This is a genomic window from Mesorhizobium sp. M7D.F.Ca.US.004.01.2.1 (assembly GCF_003997785.1).
GTDB lineage: Bacteria > Pseudomonadota > Alphaproteobacteria > Rhizobiales > Rhizobiaceae > Mesorhizobium > Mesorhizobium loti.
In genome coordinates this window covers 12,276-26,625 of the sequence record NZ_RZRQ01000045.1, presented here as the reverse complement: position 1 = coordinate 26,625, position 14,350 = coordinate 12,276, and the positions used below count along the sequence as shown (strand labels likewise).

Genomic DNA, 14,350 nt, shown 5'->3' with positions numbered 1-14,350 from the left:
TCGTTTTCCTGCAGCGGCGTTTCCGGGAAGATCTGGCGGATCGCGGCGGCGGCAGCAGCGACACGGGAAGAGAAACTGTTCATCGCAAAACCACCTCGCGCCGCATGTCGTCTGCGGACCTCTATCATTGTTCGGGCCGCGCACCGGCTGTTTGTGGCGCGCCCCGCCTTCGCGCAGCCGGCTCAGCCTATTGCATATCCGTCCTCGCGGCGCCATTGTCCGGCCATACATACTCTCCCGCAACGGGCATTCGTAAAACCCTTGCAAACACTTGGAGGCGTTTGTTCATACCGTCGCATCGAGCGGCCTGAAATCGATGTCCTTGCCGGAATCGATGAGCTGACCGTGAAGCCGCCCATTGCGCCACCACGGGGCGTTCCTCCCGCCATTTTGGCTTTCGCGCAACAGTGCGATGGCCGTAACCGGGCGTTGACCACATTTCGACTGGACACGACTTAGTTCTGCCGCACTCTGCCTGTCCGGGAGGTGTCGCGGGGGTAGACAGGCCTTTCGGCCAGAGTTGGAATTTCAAGCGTGCCTTTGAAGAAGATCTTTACCGTTGTCCTGGCCTTGTTCGTCGCCGGCTGCGCCGGCTCGCAAACACAGGAACTGCTGGGTAGCGCCATGGTGTCCGCTCCGGTGACGGAGATCGCAGGCAATCACAGCATCTTCATCGCCACGACGCGCAAGAAGTCCGACGATCCCAACAAGGTTTTCGACGGCGAGCGCTCGGCCACGCTGAACTACGCCCGCGTCAACGTCACCGTGCCAGGGCTCCACAAGACCGGCCAGATCGAGCGGCGCTCGCGCGGCAAGTCGGATGACCCGGCGAAATATTTCATGGCTTCGGAAGTCGTCGGCTACGACGCACAGCCGAAATTCTCCAGCGCGCTCAACGCCGACATCGCGGCGCGTGGCGGCCGCGTCATGGTCTTCGTGCATGGCTACAACACCGGCTTCGACGCCGCCGTCTATCGCCTGACCCAGATCGTCCATGATTCCGGCTATCCCGGCACGCCTGTGCTGTTTTCCTGGGCATCGGGTGCCAGGACCACCGATTATGTCTATGACAAGGAAAGCGCCAGTGCTGCCCGCGACCAGCTGGAAGTGACGCTCAGGATGCTGGAGCAGTCGGGCGCACGGCGTATCGACATCGTCGCGCATTCGCTCGGAACCTGGGTCACCATGGAAACGCTGCGCCAGATGGCCATCACCGGCGACCGCGATCTCGGCGGCAAGCTGGGCGACGTGGTGCTGGCCTCGCCCGACATCGATGTCGACGTGTTCAAGAGCCAGATGCGGCGCTACGGCAAGCCCGACAAGCCGTTCATCCTGCTGTTGTCCGACGACGATCGGGCGCTCAGGCTCTCCGGCCTGATCGCCGGTTCGCGGCCGCGCGTCGGCGACTACAAGGATGCCGCCGATCTTGCCTCCTACGGCGTGACGGTCGTCGACCTCTCCAAGGTCAAGGGAAGCGACAGCTTCAACCATACGAAATTCGCCGACAATCCGACGCTGGTGAAGATGATCGGCCAGCGGTTGCGCGAGGATGACGGCTTTGCCAGCGACCGTGACGTGACGGATCGCATCGGCCTGCTTGGGCAATAGAGGCGGTCCCGCGGTTTTCGCCGTGCCTGTTCACCATCGCGGACATATGGACTCACTTTGAACTGGACCGCGCCGGCCTCTGGCTTTATCGGGATAGCCAGCGACGTCATGCGTTTGACGTCCCCCTTTGCGGGAGCCGGCGTGTGACCGTGCGTTCGAAGAGCTACCTCGTCGTTGCGTTCGCGCTCGCTGTCACCGGCTGCGCCGGCCAGAACACGCATGACCTGCTCAACAAGACGACGATCGCGGTGCCCGCTTCCAACATCGCGGCCACGCATGAGATCTTCGTTGCCACGACCCGCCAGAAGGCAACCAAGGATCCTCGACAGGTGTTCGACGGTGATCGCTCGCCGACCACCAGCTTTGCCCGTGTCGACGTCACCGTTCCGAAAAGCCATCAGGTCGGCGCCATCGAGCGGGCCAAGGGATCCGCCAACAGCAATCCGGCCAAGGACTTCACCGCCAAGGACGTCGCCTTCTACGAAGGCGCGCCGCAATTCGCCAAGGCGGTCGGCGCCGACATCGCCATGCGCGGCGACCGCGCGCTGGTTTTCGTGCACGGTTTCAACAACGGGTTCGATGACGGCATCTACCGGCTGACACAGATCGCGCACGACACCAAGTATCCCGGTACGCCGGTGCTGTTTTCCTGGGCTTCAAGCGCCAAGACAACAGGGTACCTCTATGACAAGGACAGCGCCAATGCCGCGCGCGACGACCTTGAGGCAACGTTGCGGATGCTCGCCAAGACCCAGGTAAAGAGCATCGACATCATCGCCCATTCGATGGGAACCTGGGTGACCATGGAAGCGCTGCGCCAGCTCGCCATCACCGGCGATCGCGATCTCGGCGGCAAGCTCGGCTATGTTATCCTGGCCTCGCCCGACATCGATGTCGACGTGTTCAAGAAGCAGATGATCCGTTACGGCAAACCCACCAAGCCTTTCGCCATCCTGCTTTCAGGCGACGATCGGGCTTTGAAGCTCTCCTCCTTCATCTCCGGCGACAAGCCACGCGTCGGCGATTACGGCAACGCGGCGGACCTCGCCAGCTATGGCGTGTCAGTCGTCGACCTGACCAAGACCAAGAGCGGCGACCAACTGAACCACGCCAAATTCGCCGACAACCCGTTCATGGTGCAATTGCTCGGCGACCGGCTGCGCGCGCCCGCCGGCCTGGCTTCGGACGAGACAGCACCCGCACAACTCGACAATCTCGGCCAAGGCCTCGGCAAGGCTGTTGGCTCGGTTGCCGAAATCGTCATCACCACGCCGTTCAGGGTGCTGACCATCGCCACTGGCGGGTGACTACCATCAACAAGCGCAAGGGTATGTCGAGATTCGGGTCAGGCCGAGTCGAGAATGGCGGCTTTCGAGAACCGGAGCGGAACGTACTTTAAGTACGTGAGCTCAGTTCTACCGCGACGCGGTAGAACGGGGAAGCGCAGAAAGCCTCCATTCGCAGGCCGGCCTCACCCGAATATCGATATACCCTAGACGAAGAGGTCGACCTTCTGGAAGGTCGTCACGTCGATCAGGCCGACATCGGAAATCCTGAGTTCGGGAATGACGACCAGCGCCAGCAGCGAGTGCTGCATGTAGGCGTTGTTCAGCGAACAGCCCATCTTGCGCATTGCCTCGGTGAGTTTCTCCGCCTTGGCCGCGACGATTTCGGCCCGCTCGTCCGACATCAGCCCGGCGATCGGCATTTCGACCAGCGCCAGTTCCTTGCCCTTGGAGAACAGCACGACGCCGCCGCCGACCTCGCCCAGCCGGTTGACCGCCAGCGCCATGTCCTGTTTGTTGGTGCCGACGCAGATGATGTGGTGGGCGTCATGCGCCACGCTGGACGCCATGGCGCAGTCGCCAATGTAGCCGAAGCCGGAGACGAAGGCGTTGGTGACGCCGCCCGTGCCCCGGTGGCGCTCGACCAGCGCGATCTGGCAGATGTCGTTGCGACGATCCATGGCGACCAGTCCGTCCTCGACTGGCAGATCGGCCTCCAGCGCGCGCGTCGGCGCCTGGTTTTCGATGACGCCGATGACGCGCACCCGCACCTCGTTGGCGCCCTTGGGAGCGGCGATGTCGAAGTCGCCAGCCTTGAGCCTCTTGCCGAGCTTGACGGTGTTCTTCGCCGTCCGGGGATAATCATAGGCCGGAATATCGATTTCGAGCTTGCCGCCCTTGGCCAGCCTGACGCCGCGTGCATAGACCTCGTCGATGGTCATTGCGGCGAGATCCGAGACGATCAGCAGGTCGGCCAGCCGCCCCGGCGCAATCGAACCGATCTCGCGCTCCAGTTTGAAATGCTGGGCGGTATTGAGCGTCGCCATCTGGATCGCCGTCACCGGCTTCAACCCCTGTTGGATGGCGTGGCGCACCACGCGGTCCATATGGCCTTCCTGAACCAGCGTGCCGGAATGGCTATCGTCGGTGCACAGGATGAAGTTGCGCGGATCGATGCCGCTCTCGGTCACCGCCTTGATCTGCGAGGCGACGTCGTACCAAGCCGAGCCCAGCCGCAGCATCGCCTTCATGCCCTGGCGCACCCGGGCGATGGCGTCCTCGGCGCGCGTACCCTCATGATCGTCCTCGGGGCCGCCGGCGACATAGCCATGGAACGGCAGGCCGAGATCGCGCGAGGCATAGTGACCGCCAACCGTTTTCCCCGCTTTCACCGTCGCGGCGATCTCGCCCGACATGACAGGATCGTTGGCGACGACGCCGGGGAAATTCATCACTTCACCCAGTCCGATGATGTTTTCCCAGGTCATCGCCTCGGTGACGTCTGCGACCGTCAGCTCGGCGCCGGCGTGTTCCAGCCCCGGCGCCGAGGGCACGCATGACGGCATCTGCACATGCACGTTGATGGGCATCGCCACAGCTTCGTCATGCATCAGCCGCACGCCGGGCAGACCCAGTACATTGGCGATCTCGTGCGGGTCGATGAACATCGAAGTGGTGCCGTGCGGAATGACAGCGCGGCAGAACTCTGTCACCGTCACCATGCCACTTTCGACATGCATGTGCGCGTCGCAGAGACCGGGCACCAGGTAGCGCCCGCCGGCGTCAACCACCTTGGTACCCTGGCCGATGGCATGGCTGGCGTTCGGCCCGCAATAGGCAAAGCGGCCGCCGGCAATGGCGATGTCGGTGCCGGCGATGATCTCGCCCGAATGGACATTCACCCAGCGGCCGTTGCGCACGACGAGATCGGCGGGTTTGCGCCCCATGGCGACATCGACCAGATGTGTCGCCATCTCGGTCCAGGGTTTGGGTTTTGCGGGCCTTGCGGGCTTGGCTTTCGTCATTGGCGATTCCTCGGTTGGGGCCAGTGTCGCAAATGTAGGCTGGCGCCGCCAGAGCTGTCGGTCCGACATCCGGCGGCAGGCCAGGCTTGTTGACTAATCCGGCTAAAACGCGATGCTGACTGCGGATCGAGCTGCAAGAGGGAAACATGACCCGTTTTTGGAAAGCGTTCGCCATCATCTTGTTCGCAGCGTCGACCACTTTTGCCGCCGCCGAGGAACGTTGGCAGACCTTGCCGGAGCCGGCGGCCATGCCCAAACCCGATCAGAGCGGATATGCGCCGGTGAACGGCATCCAGATGTACTACGCCGTTTTCGGCGCGGGCGACCCGGTGCTGCTCATCCATGGTGGCCTCGGCCACGCCGACATCTGGGCCAGCCAGGTGGCCACGCTTTCCCAAACGCACAAGGTGATAGTCGCCGACAGCCGTGGCCACGGTCGCTCCACCCGCACCGAGCAGCCTTACGGCTACGACTTGATGGCGTCGGACTATCTGGCGCTGCTCGACTACCTGAAGATCGACAGGACCGCGGTTGTCGGATGGAGCGATGGCGGCATTATCGGTATCGACATCGCGCTGCATCATCCGGAGCGGCTGACAAGGCTCTTTGCGCAAGCCGCCAACGTAACCACCGATGGCGTCGATCCCGGCGTGATGACCAACAAGACCTTTGCCGCCTACATCGACCGCTCCGGCCGCGACTACAAGAAGATGTCAAAGACGCCGGACCAGTATGACGCCTTCGTGGCGCAGATGAGCCATATGTGGGAGAGCGAGCCGGCGTGGACCAAGGAACAGCTCGCCAAGATAACCACGCCGACGGCGATCGTTGCCGGCGACCATGATGAGGCGATCAAGCGCGAACACACCGAATACATCGCCTCCGCCATCCCGGGCGCGAAGCTGATCATCCTACCCAACGCCAGTCATTTCGCCATGCTGCAAGCGCCGGATGAGTATAGCCAGGCGGCGCTGGACTTCATCGACACCAAATAGGGATTCTGTGCGGCAGAAAGGGGATTGCGATTGTTGAGCAATGGGATTCCGTTTTGCGGCGAATGTGGTTATCCTCGCCGCAAGGATCTTTCTGAATCGTCATTTCGGGGAGTTCGATGCATCGACTGATGGTCGCAAGTGCCGGTTTCCTTGCCGCTCTGGCCGTGCCGGCTTTCGCAGCCGACCCGGCGGTCGACCTGCCGATGACCGCGCCCGGCTTCGACTGGACGGGTTACTATGCCGGCATGCAGGCCGGCTATGGCTGGGGCCAATCCGATATATCAGGGACAGAAGGCGCGCCGTTTTCAATCTCACCCGACATCGACGGCGGCTTCGTCGGTGGCCATGTCGCCGGCCTTTGGCAGTTCGACCAGGCGGTGCTAGGCGCCGAGGCAGATCTCAACTATTCCTCGATCGAAGGCACGACGGAATCGGGCCTGGGAAGCACATTTGGCACCGACGTCAAGTGGTTCGGGTCGGTCAACGCCAAGGCCGGCTACGCGATGGATCGCCTGCTGGTCTACGGCGTTGGCGGCATCGCCTTTGCCGGCATCGAAACGTCGCAAGTCGCGGGGCCGGCGTTCACCACCACGCGCACAAATGTCGGCTGGACCGTCGGGGCCGGCGTCGACTACGCGCTGACCGACAAGTTCGTTGTCGGCGCGCAGTATCGCTACTACGATTTCGGCTCCGAGCATTACGACACGCCGGAACCCTTTAACGATCGCGATCAGAATGTGAAGCTGAACACGGTCGGCATCAATTTGAGCTACAAGTTCTGATCGCTCCCGTTCAGTGCCGGTGTGGTGCGGACGGGTTGCAAGCCGGAATTCCGATCGTTGCTCTTCCGAGAATATGGGGCGGACATTCGCCTCTCGATCCAGCCTTGCGCGAGTGTCAGGATGGAGACCATGACGAGATAATAGAGGAACGCGCAGGCATACCATTCGGTGAACCGGAAGCTCGCCGATATGGACAGGGAGGTTGTTGTCATCAATTCCCGCAGCGAGATCGTGTACGCCAGGGACGTCGATTTCAGCAAGGAAATGAATTCATTCATCAGAGACGGCAAGGCTATACGCATTGCCTGAGGCATGACGACCAAGCGAAAGGCCTGAAATTTGGTAAGCCCAAGTGCGGCAGCCGCCTCCCTCTGGCCAACCCCCAGAGACCCAAGCGCGGCCCGCATGATTTCCGCGTTATAGGCCACACCGACCAGGGTCATGCCAATGTAAGCGGCAATGAACGGGGTGAACCACGACGAGCGGAATATCGGAAACAGTTGCGGCAAGCCGTTCCAGATAAACAACAGCACCAGGATCATGGGCGCGCTTCTGAACAACCAGACATAGGCCAACAGGACCCAGCGGACCGAAGCATGCTTCGAGCTTAACCCGATCGCCACCGGCAAACACAGCGTGAAGGCCGTCACCTGGACGCAGATCGAAAGGCCGATCGTTATTAGAGCGCCCTGGATCAAGGCGGGGCTGACGAGAGCTTGAAGAAAAATGGTCGGATCAAAAAGCACGTCGGCCCCGCGCTTCTTGCCTACGAGCCAAAGTCTACGTCGAAACCAGACTCGGGAAAATTGTATTTCTTCGATATCTCGCCAAACGTTCCTTGCTTCTTGAGCGCCTTAAGCGCCGACCTCAGCAACGCCAGGTCTTCCGGCGATTTCTGGATGTATATGCCAAACTGGAACTCGGAGGGATAGGTGTACACGACCTTGATCTTGTCACCGGTCTGTTTGGTGCGAACGCCAGCTTCAGCCGCTTCGGTCAGCGTTGCATCGGCTCGCCCGATCATGACCTGCTGGGTCGCCGCGACTTGCGATTCATAGGTCTGGAAGGTGACAAGCGCCTTGCCCTCCGCCTTGAACTTCTTGTTCATCTCGTCGGGTGCATCGGCGTAAGACGTCCCGGCTTCGATCGCCAGTGACTTGCCGGCAAGGTCGTCCGGGGTCTTGATCGCATTGTTCGTCGCGGCAGTGACGATCACGGTCGACGATTTCAGATAGGGCACCCCATCATAGGATTGACGGCGCTTGTCGTTGAGATAGATGCCACTGATGACGAGCGAGCAGCGACTTGCCTGCAGCGACGGCAGAAGCCCATCAAAGCCTGAGACCACGAATGTGATGTCGGCGCCCCAGAATTTGGCAAGCGCATCGGCGACATCTATGTCGACGCCGACCGGTCGCGTGTCGGTTGGCTTGTCCATGTAGGTGAATGGTGGAAAGCCGGCCGTGGTGCACACGGTGAGGTGTCCGTCGTGTATGAACGAGGGCGCAGCTGTTTGAGCAAGAGCGGTTTGGCTGAGCAGTGTTGCGCCCAACACAGAAGCGATGTGGCAGGCACGTAGCATCGTTCGTTTCATGGCAATTCCCCTGTTGCAATTCGGCTTTTTCTTTTTATCGACGCCTCGACAATCGAGCTCCATGCCGAGGCGTCGAATGCACGAAGCACGACCGGATCGACATGCCCGTCCTGGCGGGCGACGAGCAGGTATTGCATCATCGCCGTTTCGCTCGGCATCTCGAAAATCTGCACGAAATCGTAGGCGCCCATTGTGGCGTAGAGGGCGACGCTGCGCCCACCGAGATCTTCGACTCGTTCACGACTGACCCGAGCGCGCTCCGGAGAATTGGCAATCTCGTCGAGCCCCCGCTGCGTGAGACGCATCAGAGAGATGAAATAAGGCATTGCACCAATCCAGTTGGTTTCGATCAGGTATTGGCCGAGGACGAGTCCAATGCGCGAAGGCCCGCCATCACATCCGCCGCCCTTGAGACGACACCGTAGATGCCGTCCTCGACGGTGACCATGTGAACGGCGGCGTCATGGGCGTACTGGTCGCCGCTGGCGCAGGCATCCTCGATCAGCAGGCATTGGTAATTTCTGTCCGCCGCCTCACGCATTGTCGTGCTCACGCAAACGTCCGTCGTGCAGCCGCTGAAAAGCAGGTGGGAAATTCCCCTGGCCCGCAGAACATGATCGAGGTCGGTATGGGTGAATGCACCGTTGGCAGTCTTGTCGATGACGACGTCGTTGGCGTGGACGGTGATTTCCGGGACAATCTCAAAACCTGGCGACGAGCGCAAAAGGACTTGGGTTCCCTCGAGCCCCGCACGTTTGCGACGCCAGCGCTCATAGGGAGTCATATCGGCCATGTCGGCGCGATAGCCCTGCCTGGTATGCAGGATCAGCGGTCGGGGTCTTCTTGGACTGGGCGATCTCAGGGGTCACCTTCGGTCCAACCGGGCCGTCCCGCAGGGGGACGCCAGCTTCATCGCTGAGTTCCTTGAGGACCTTCATGTCGACGAAACCGTTCGGCACCGACTTGACCAGCCGGTAGAGCTTGGAGACAGCGTTGGCCGCTCCAGCGGTTGCCAGATCGGTCAGCAGGTTGACGGAGAAGCTCTTGGCGAGCGCCGTGTCCCGGTCGTCCTCGGGATTGACCACGAGAACGTCAGGCACCGCGCCGTCAGCGAGGGAGTTCACGAGGTTCGCGAGGTTGTCCTCGTCCTCGAACGTGAGCGAGCTAATGCCCGCCCCGACGATGGCCGCAGGGACCACGCCACCGGAGACGATGGCACCACCAACTGCAGGAGCCGCCTGACCGACGACCTCTGCGACGTTGTCGGCCCATGTGCGTTCGGTGTCGAACTCCGGGTCGATGCTCTGACCGTAGTCCTTGATCGACTGACCGGCGTCGGTGAAGCCGAGCTTCTCAGCCACGGTGCCAGCGGCGGTCGCGAGACCACGACGTATCTCTGGGTTCATGATCGTCTGCACAGGACCACCGAGGGTCTTGTCCATACCGAAGGTGCCACCCATGGCATACGGGTTGTCGATGATCGCTTGGACTTCCTCGCGGGTCTTTCCGCTGAGGGCTACCGCATCGTCGATGAAATGCGGGAATTTTTCGGGGTTCGTTCGGTAGGCCTGAGCCAGTTCTGCGGACGGCTGCATCGAGCCGTCTTCGAGTTGAACCCACGGGGAAGTTTGATCCATACGTTGTTACTTTCCTAGTGCATATTCGGGTCGAGTGGTCCGCGTCTGGACCTCCTGAGCCTGAGTGGCGATGAGACCCTGCTGGACCTGTTGGGCTGCTGCCTGAATTTCGAGCAGCGAGGGGCGCTTGCCGTCGTTCGCTTCCATCATGTCGTTGAGGACAACGGCGATCTGGCTGTCGAACAGCTTCTTGTTCTCGCCAATGATGGGGAGCTTGAGCTTCTCCATGACGGGCTTGATGGCAGGCATGGCCAGGATAGGCTTGACGGTCTGCTCGATGTCGTAGTGCTGCATCGCGTTGGCGTAGGTGTCTTGGTCGATGGTGCCGTGGACGTAGGCCCTGAGGGCATCCTGCGGGAACGCGGGGTTGCCGTAGTTCGCCATCTTCGTGAAGTCCTCGTTGTCCATGTCTGCCGGGTCAGGCGGATTGGTCTGGAGGTCGAGGAGCTTCGTGTAGACGTCGTAGTTCTTGGTCCTGAGGGCCTCCAGCGAGCCGCTGTCCTTGGAGCGGATGACCTTGTCGGCCAGCCCGGCGATCTCCTGATATGACTTCTGCTCCTCAAGGGCCTTCTTGGCCGTGGTCTCGTTGCGCAGCTTGTCGCGGCTCTCGATCACACGCGCCCGGTCAGCCATCGAGAGCTTGCTCGATGCCATGCGGTCTTCCCAGTGGTCGCTGTTGGCTTCCTCCGGGTGCTTCTCCATGTAGCGGATGTAGGCGTCAGCCTTGGCCGAGCGGGCCGTAGGGACGTCCACGCCGCTGTCGGACGGGGCATTCTCAAGATCGGCACCGGCATCGCCAATGCTGTCGAGGGTGATCACACCCTTCTCGTTCTTGGTGATCCTTGCCGGGTCCTGCTGGTACGTTTCCTTGAACCGGATGAGCGCCGCGAGGGTCTTGCGGGGCGACATGGATGCCGTGTTCAGGCCATCGTCGTCGTACTCGCCTCTGCCGTTGGTCTTCTTGAGACCGGCGAACTCTTTGGCGAGCCCACTGTCGAGGAAGTCCTCGGCGGAAATCTTGCCTTCGAGGTAGTCCTTCATGCCACGGGTGCTGACCAGTCGAGCGAAGATCAGTTGATCCTGCACGGCTGGCGTGAACTTGGTCGTCAGCGGCAGACCAGCGGCACGGATGGTGTCCCTAGAGCCGCTCGATCTCCTCGATCACCGCGTAGTAGGCCAGCGGCTTTCGGGAGCCCTTGCGGTTGGACTTGTAGTCGGGCTCGACAAGTTCCTTGCGCCAGTTCACGTCGTCCGAGAAATAGAAGACCACGTCGTCGGTCCCGGCGATGTCGGTGAGGTCAGCCAGCGTTGACTGGAGGACCCCCCAAGCGTCGTTGAAGTCCGAAAAGAGGATGTGATAGCGGTCGAGAAACCGGGTGTCCTTTTCGACAGCCACGGTCGACCGGTGGACAATCATGTCCCCGTCGATCAGGAGCTTCACTTGCGCCACACCCCGGCAATGTCCCGGCAAAGCTGCGGGGTTTCCCGGATGATCTCCCGAGTGGCTTCCCAGAGCAGAACCCCGATGACGTAAGGTGGGATGAGTGGTGCGTAGCAGATGATTGCGATGCGGCGACCCAGGCGGGTCTCGTAGCGGTTGGCTGGCTTAAGCATTCGGGAGGGTCTCCTCGGTAACTCGGGCGATGTGCGTGGCGATCTTGCGGAGGAAGTAGGTCTGCGCGATCTCGGCTTGGGCGTCGGGAAGGTTGTCGGCCTTGAGGGTCCACTTGGTGCCCTCGGCGTCGACTGCGTAGTAGCGTTCAGTGGTCAATGGCATTCCTTCCAGTTGTCTCCGATCTTGTATTCGCCCGTCAGGGGCACCCGGAGGTTCAGTTTCTCGCCTGCGATCTTGATGGCTTGGATGCACAGTTCACCCACGATGGATGTCTGCTTGCCGTCCGCGTCGGTCTCGATCAGGCTGGGGTCGATCTCCATCTGGAGTTCGTCGTGGACCCACGCCATGAGGCGCACATGGGTCTGGTAGAGGCCGTGTTCCTTGAGGAGCTTGACGAACTCGATGATCCACAGCTTGCACATCACGGCACCGGCTGACTGCAGGAGCAGGTTCAGCGCCGAGTGGGGCGAGCGGGAGAACAGGATGCGTCCGTCGAGGCCCTTGAGGGACTTGGTCTTCTCGACCTTCTCTTTGATGCCGTCGATCAGCGCCTTGAGAGCCGGGAGGCCCTTCATGACGTTGCGCTTGAGCTTGCGCCCGAGCTTCGCATCGCCACCGGCAATGAGACCGAGCAGCGCCAGACCGGAGCCGTATAGGAACGCGTAGAACCATCGCTTGGCGATCTGCCTCGTCGATAGTCCAGCGGCCTTCTGGTTCTTGGTGTGGACGTCGCCGTTGACCACTTCCTCGGCGTACTCACCGTTGTCGTGGCGGTACATGAAGTGGCCGAGCATCCGCAGTTCGAGGCCAGACACGTCGCAGCCTAGCTGCTTCCAGCCCAACTTGCGGGCCTTCGTGGTCGGCCCAAAGCACTCTCGGCAGTCGGCACCAAATTCCTTCTCGTTGGTCGGTATCTGTCCGACGTTGAAGTTGGAATGCGAGGCGCGGCCTGAGACCGTGCCCCCGGTGTTGGTCGTGGTGTAGACGTTGCCGTCAGACTTGACCGCCGACAGCCAGGCCTGATCACCCTCCGCTATCTGTCCGATCCGCTTCTGGATCATCTTGTAGCGAGCGAGTTCAGCGGCCTCGGGGTACGGAAGGTCCTCAAGGATCGTTTCGTCGATCTTGGGCTTGCCGGTGGGCGTCAGGTCGATCGGTTTCCAGCCGTAGAGCTTGATGAACCGGTCGGCGATCTGGTCGCCACTGTTGGGGTTGAAGACGTTGATCTTGATCTTCTGCGACGGGTAGGGAACGGTGTGAACTGCAATTGCTACCTCTTTCAAAGCTTCGGCAATCGCGAGCGCCCCTTGCGGGGTGGTCACGACGGTGGCGGTGCGGAATTTCAGGATGATTTCGCCTCCCCTCCGGGTGACCTTGAGGTCCGAGGGGAAGCTTTCGTTCGAGAAGTCGTTACGCGTCATCCGACCAGCGCGGAGACCTTCTCGGCGACCTGCAGGGCACGGTCGCGCTCGCCAAATGCGTCGAGGCGCTTGGTTGCGAGCTTCGTCAGGTGGGCCTCGTGGGCCGCGATGGCGGCGGCAACCTTGCGCTCATGGGCGGCGGTCGAAATCTCGATGTCGACGGCGAGGCGCTCGGTCTTGGCTTCCTGCTTGATGGCGTGAGCGTGGAGCTTGTCGACCATCTTGTTGAGGGCTTTGGTGATCTTGGAAACGGAATTGAACATGAAATATCTCCGATAGTGCATTGATTTGGATGGATTTTTGGCGTCAGATGACTTGCCAAGGCTCGGTGGTCCGTAGGTCGTGGACCTTGAAGTCTCGCCGGAAATAGAGGTGCCAGCGGTAGGCGTGAGGGTGGCGGATGTCGTCGAACTGCGCCCAGGTCGTGCCGCTTGGACCCTTGCGGATCAGTGCGGTTTTCCCTGAGGCAGTGTGAGTGCCTCGGGTCAGTGTCCTCATGCAGCGAGGCTGATGATCTGAGCGTGGAAGTTCTGGCGAGGCTGGAACGAGACACGCTCGCCCTCTCGGACTTCCTCACGGATGCGCTCGATGCGCGGCCCTTGCTGCATCTTGAGGATGCGGGCCATGAGTTCCTCGACGCTGTCCTCGGGGATGATCAGTTGCTGGGTGCGGGTATGGGCCGGGGCGAAGTGGACGAAGTCCTCAAGGCTCCTGCGTTCCCGGTTGGGCATGAACTGCGGCTGGGCGTCGATGGGACGGAAGTTGTCCCAGTGGTTGCCCATGGTGTGCATGACCTCGATCTTGCGGCCCATGAGGTGGACCGGAAGCTGCGGTAGGTGATGCCCCCGGTACTCATGCATATCGCGCATGTATTCCCAGTTCATCGGCGCGGTGAAGGGGATCAGGCGCTGCCACCACGGCTGCGCTCTGCGGGATAGGATGCGGGTCTTGGCCTCGGCCACGGCCTCTCGGAAGGCCTCCTGAGCAAGCTCGGCCTCGGCCTCGCGGACGATGTCCTCGGGGCTCATTTGCTGCCGAAGGCCTGCTCGGCGATGACGACGACGTCGTTCGGGTCGCTGAACGAGTTGCCCTTGCGGTTCGGCGTCAAGCTTTTGACGACGACGCGGAACGCCCACGACTCCGAGGGGATCGTGACGTAGTTCTGCCGGGTCACCTTGTCGCCGCGCCAGTTGGTGTACGGTTCTTCGTGCATGACGGCCTTACCGTCCGCATCGACCTCGTAGAGGCTGGACGCTTGGCCATGTTGGCCCGAGCCGTGTCATTGCTAACCGACTTGCGGGAACTCATGTTGGCTGGATAGGCGCTGGTGGCGGTCTTGGCGGGAGCCTTGGCCTTGGAGGTCGATGCGGTCTTACCGCTGTCGGGAC

At 61.4% G+C, this 14,350-nt stretch carries 18 protein-coding genes; 4 read left to right on the top strand and 14 right to left on the bottom strand.

What is annotated here, in order from left to right:
* Positions 1–534: 534 nt before the first annotated feature.
* Both EN993_RS09775 and EN993_RS09770 read left to right on the top strand, forming a co-directional pair.
* Positions 535–1,608 carry an alpha/beta hydrolase gene (locus EN993_RS09775; RefSeq protein WP_127263071.1) on the top strand — a complete coding sequence of 358 codons (1,074 nt, stop codon included), beginning with the start codon at positions 535–537 and terminating at the stop codon, positions 1,606–1,608.
* Positions 1,609–1,751: 143 nt separating this feature from the next.
* Positions 1,752–2,915 carry an alpha/beta hydrolase gene (locus EN993_RS09770; protein ID WP_109671729.1) on the top strand — a complete coding sequence of 388 codons (1,164 nt, stop codon included), beginning with the start codon at positions 1,752–1,754 and terminating at the stop codon, positions 2,913–2,915.
* A 185-nt stretch (positions 2,916–3,100) separates the two neighbouring features.
* On the opposite strand, the gene ade is transcribed toward EN993_RS09770, so the two are convergent.
* On the bottom strand, positions 3,101–4,918 hold the full coding sequence (gene ade, locus EN993_RS09765; RefSeq protein WP_127263070.1) for an adenine deaminase: 1,818 nt from the start codon (positions 4,916–4,918) through the stop codon (positions 3,101–3,103).
* Positions 4,919–5,064: 146 nt separating this feature from the next.
* On the opposite strand from ade, the gene EN993_RS09760 reads away from it, so the two are divergent.
* On the top strand, positions 5,065–5,913 hold the full coding sequence (locus EN993_RS09760; protein WP_109671731.1) for an alpha/beta hydrolase: 849 nt from the start codon (positions 5,065–5,067) through the stop codon (positions 5,911–5,913).
* A gap of 116 nt (positions 5,914–6,029) precedes the next feature.
* Positions 6,030–6,695: an outer membrane protein gene (locus tag EN993_RS09755; RefSeq protein ID WP_127263069.1), complete on the top strand. Its 666-nt coding sequence runs from the start codon at positions 6,030–6,032 to the stop codon at positions 6,693–6,695.
* Here EN993_RS09755 and EN993_RS09750 read toward each other — a convergent pair.
* The 13 genes from EN993_RS09750 to EN993_RS09695 all read right to left on the bottom strand — a co-directional run bounded on the left by EN993_RS09750 (position 6,683) and on the right by EN993_RS09695 (position 14,175).
* The gene (locus EN993_RS09750) at positions 6,683–7,441 is read right to left on the bottom strand and encodes an amino acid ABC transporter permease (protein ID WP_127263068.1); all 759 of its coding nucleotides are present in this window, start codon (positions 7,439–7,441) and stop codon (positions 6,683–6,685) included. The two genes, EN993_RS09755 and EN993_RS09750, sit on opposite strands and share 13 nt — an antisense overlap.
* Before the next feature lie 20 nt (positions 7,442–7,461).
* A complete protein-coding gene (locus EN993_RS09745; protein ID WP_164757597.1) occupies positions 7,462–8,169 on the bottom strand; it encodes a transporter substrate-binding domain-containing protein in 708 nt (235 codons plus the stop codon).
* Between the two features lie 116 nt (positions 8,170–8,285).
* On the bottom strand, positions 8,286–8,615 hold the full coding sequence (locus EN993_RS09740) for a GYD domain-containing protein (protein WP_127263066.1): 330 nt from the start codon (positions 8,613–8,615) through the stop codon (positions 8,286–8,288).
* 23 nt (positions 8,616–8,638) lie between these two features.
* Positions 8,639–9,082, bottom strand: coding sequence for an isochorismatase family cysteine hydrolase (locus EN993_RS09735; RefSeq protein ID WP_127263065.1), 444 nt, complete (start codon positions 9,080–9,082; stop codon positions 8,639–8,641).
* Positions 9,060–9,926 carry a hypothetical protein gene (locus tag EN993_RS09730; protein WP_127263064.1) on the bottom strand — a complete coding sequence of 289 codons (867 nt, stop codon included), beginning with the start codon at positions 9,924–9,926 and terminating at the stop codon, positions 9,060–9,062. The genes EN993_RS09735 and EN993_RS09730 overlap by 23 nt, the downstream gene beginning before the upstream one ends.
* 6 nt (positions 9,927–9,932) lie before the next feature.
* Positions 9,933–10,967 carry a hypothetical protein gene (locus EN993_RS09725; protein ID WP_127373344.1) on the bottom strand — a complete coding sequence of 345 codons (1,035 nt, stop codon included), beginning with the start codon at positions 10,965–10,967 and terminating at the stop codon, positions 9,933–9,935.
* Positions 10,968–11,064: 97 nt separating this feature from the next.
* The gene (locus EN993_RS09720; protein ID WP_127263062.1) at positions 11,065–11,367 is read right to left on the bottom strand and encodes a hypothetical protein; all 303 of its coding nucleotides are present in this window, start codon (positions 11,365–11,367) and stop codon (positions 11,065–11,067) included.
* Entirely contained in the window at positions 11,364–11,540 is a 177-nt protein-coding gene (locus EN993_RS37000; RefSeq protein WP_164757596.1) for a hypothetical protein, read from the bottom strand. The genes EN993_RS09720 and EN993_RS37000 overlap by 4 nt, the downstream gene beginning before the upstream one ends.
* On the bottom strand, positions 11,533–11,697 hold the full coding sequence (locus EN993_RS36995; protein WP_164757595.1) for a hypothetical protein: 165 nt from the start codon (positions 11,695–11,697) through the stop codon (positions 11,533–11,535). The genes EN993_RS37000 and EN993_RS36995 overlap by 8 nt, the downstream gene beginning before the upstream one ends.
* Positions 11,694–12,962, bottom strand: coding sequence for a DNA polymerase (locus EN993_RS09715; RefSeq protein ID WP_127263061.1), 1,269 nt, complete (start codon positions 12,960–12,962; stop codon positions 11,694–11,696). Before EN993_RS09715 ends, EN993_RS36995 begins: the two co-directional genes overlap by 4 nt.
* Positions 12,959–13,225, bottom strand: coding sequence for a hypothetical protein (locus EN993_RS09710; RefSeq protein ID WP_127263060.1), 267 nt, complete (start codon positions 13,223–13,225; stop codon positions 12,959–12,961). The genes EN993_RS09715 and EN993_RS09710 overlap by 4 nt, the downstream gene beginning before the upstream one ends.
* A gap of 231 nt (positions 13,226–13,456) precedes the next feature.
* Complete coding sequence (locus tag EN993_RS09700) at positions 13,457–13,990, bottom strand: hypothetical protein (RefSeq protein ID WP_127263058.1); 534 nt, start codon at positions 13,988–13,990, stop codon at positions 13,457–13,459.
* A complete protein-coding gene (locus EN993_RS09695) occupies positions 13,987–14,175 on the bottom strand; it encodes a hypothetical protein (protein ID WP_127263057.1) in 189 nt (62 codons plus the stop codon). The genes EN993_RS09700 and EN993_RS09695 overlap by 4 nt, the downstream gene beginning before the upstream one ends.
* Between the last annotated feature and the right edge of the window lie 175 nt (positions 14,176–14,350).

Bases quoted from the DNA above. Each gene is read 5' to 3' on its own strand.
- ade (WP_127263070.1), bottom strand. From the start codon at position 4,918: ATGACGAAAGCCAAGCCCGCAAGGCCCGCAAAACCCAAACCCTGGACC.
- EN993_RS09760 (WP_109671731.1), top strand. From the start codon at position 5,065: ATGACCCGTTTTTGGAAAGCGTTCGCCATCATCTTGTTCGCAGCGTCG.
- EN993_RS09755 (WP_127263069.1), top strand. From the start codon at position 6,030: ATGCATCGACTGATGGTCGCAAGTGCCGGTTTCCTTGCCGCTCTGGCC.
- EN993_RS09740 (WP_127263066.1), bottom strand. From the start codon at position 8,615: ATGCCTTATTTCATCTCTCTGATGCGTCTCACGCAGCGGGGGCTCGAC.
- EN993_RS09735 (WP_127263065.1), bottom strand. From the start codon at position 9,082: ATGGCCGATATGACTCCCTATGAGCGCTGGCGTCGCAAACGTGCGGGG.
- EN993_RS09730 (WP_127263064.1), bottom strand. From the start codon at position 9,926: ATGGATCAAACTTCCCCGTGGGTTCAACTCGAAGACGGCTCGATGCAG.
- EN993_RS09725 (WP_127373344.1), bottom strand. From the start codon at position 10,967: ATGAAGGACTACCTCGAAGGCAAGATTTCCGCCGAGGACTTCCTCGAC.
- EN993_RS37000 (WP_164757596.1), bottom strand. From the start codon at position 11,540: ATGCTTAAGCCAGCCAACCGCTACGAGACCCGCCTGGGTCGCCGCATC.
- EN993_RS09715 (WP_127263061.1), bottom strand. From the start codon at position 12,962: ATGACGCGTAACGACTTCTCGAACGAAAGCTTCCCCTCGGACCTCAAG.
- EN993_RS09710 (WP_127263060.1), bottom strand. From the start codon at position 13,225: ATGTTCAATTCCGTTTCCAAGATCACCAAAGCCCTCAACAAGATGGTC.
- EN993_RS09700 (WP_127263058.1), bottom strand. From the start codon at position 13,990: ATGAGCCCCGAGGACATCGTCCGCGAGGCCGAGGCCGAGCTTGCTCAG.
- EN993_RS09695 (WP_127263057.1), bottom strand. From the start codon at position 14,175: ATGCACGAAGAACCGTACACCAACTGGCGCGGCGACAAGGTGACCCGG.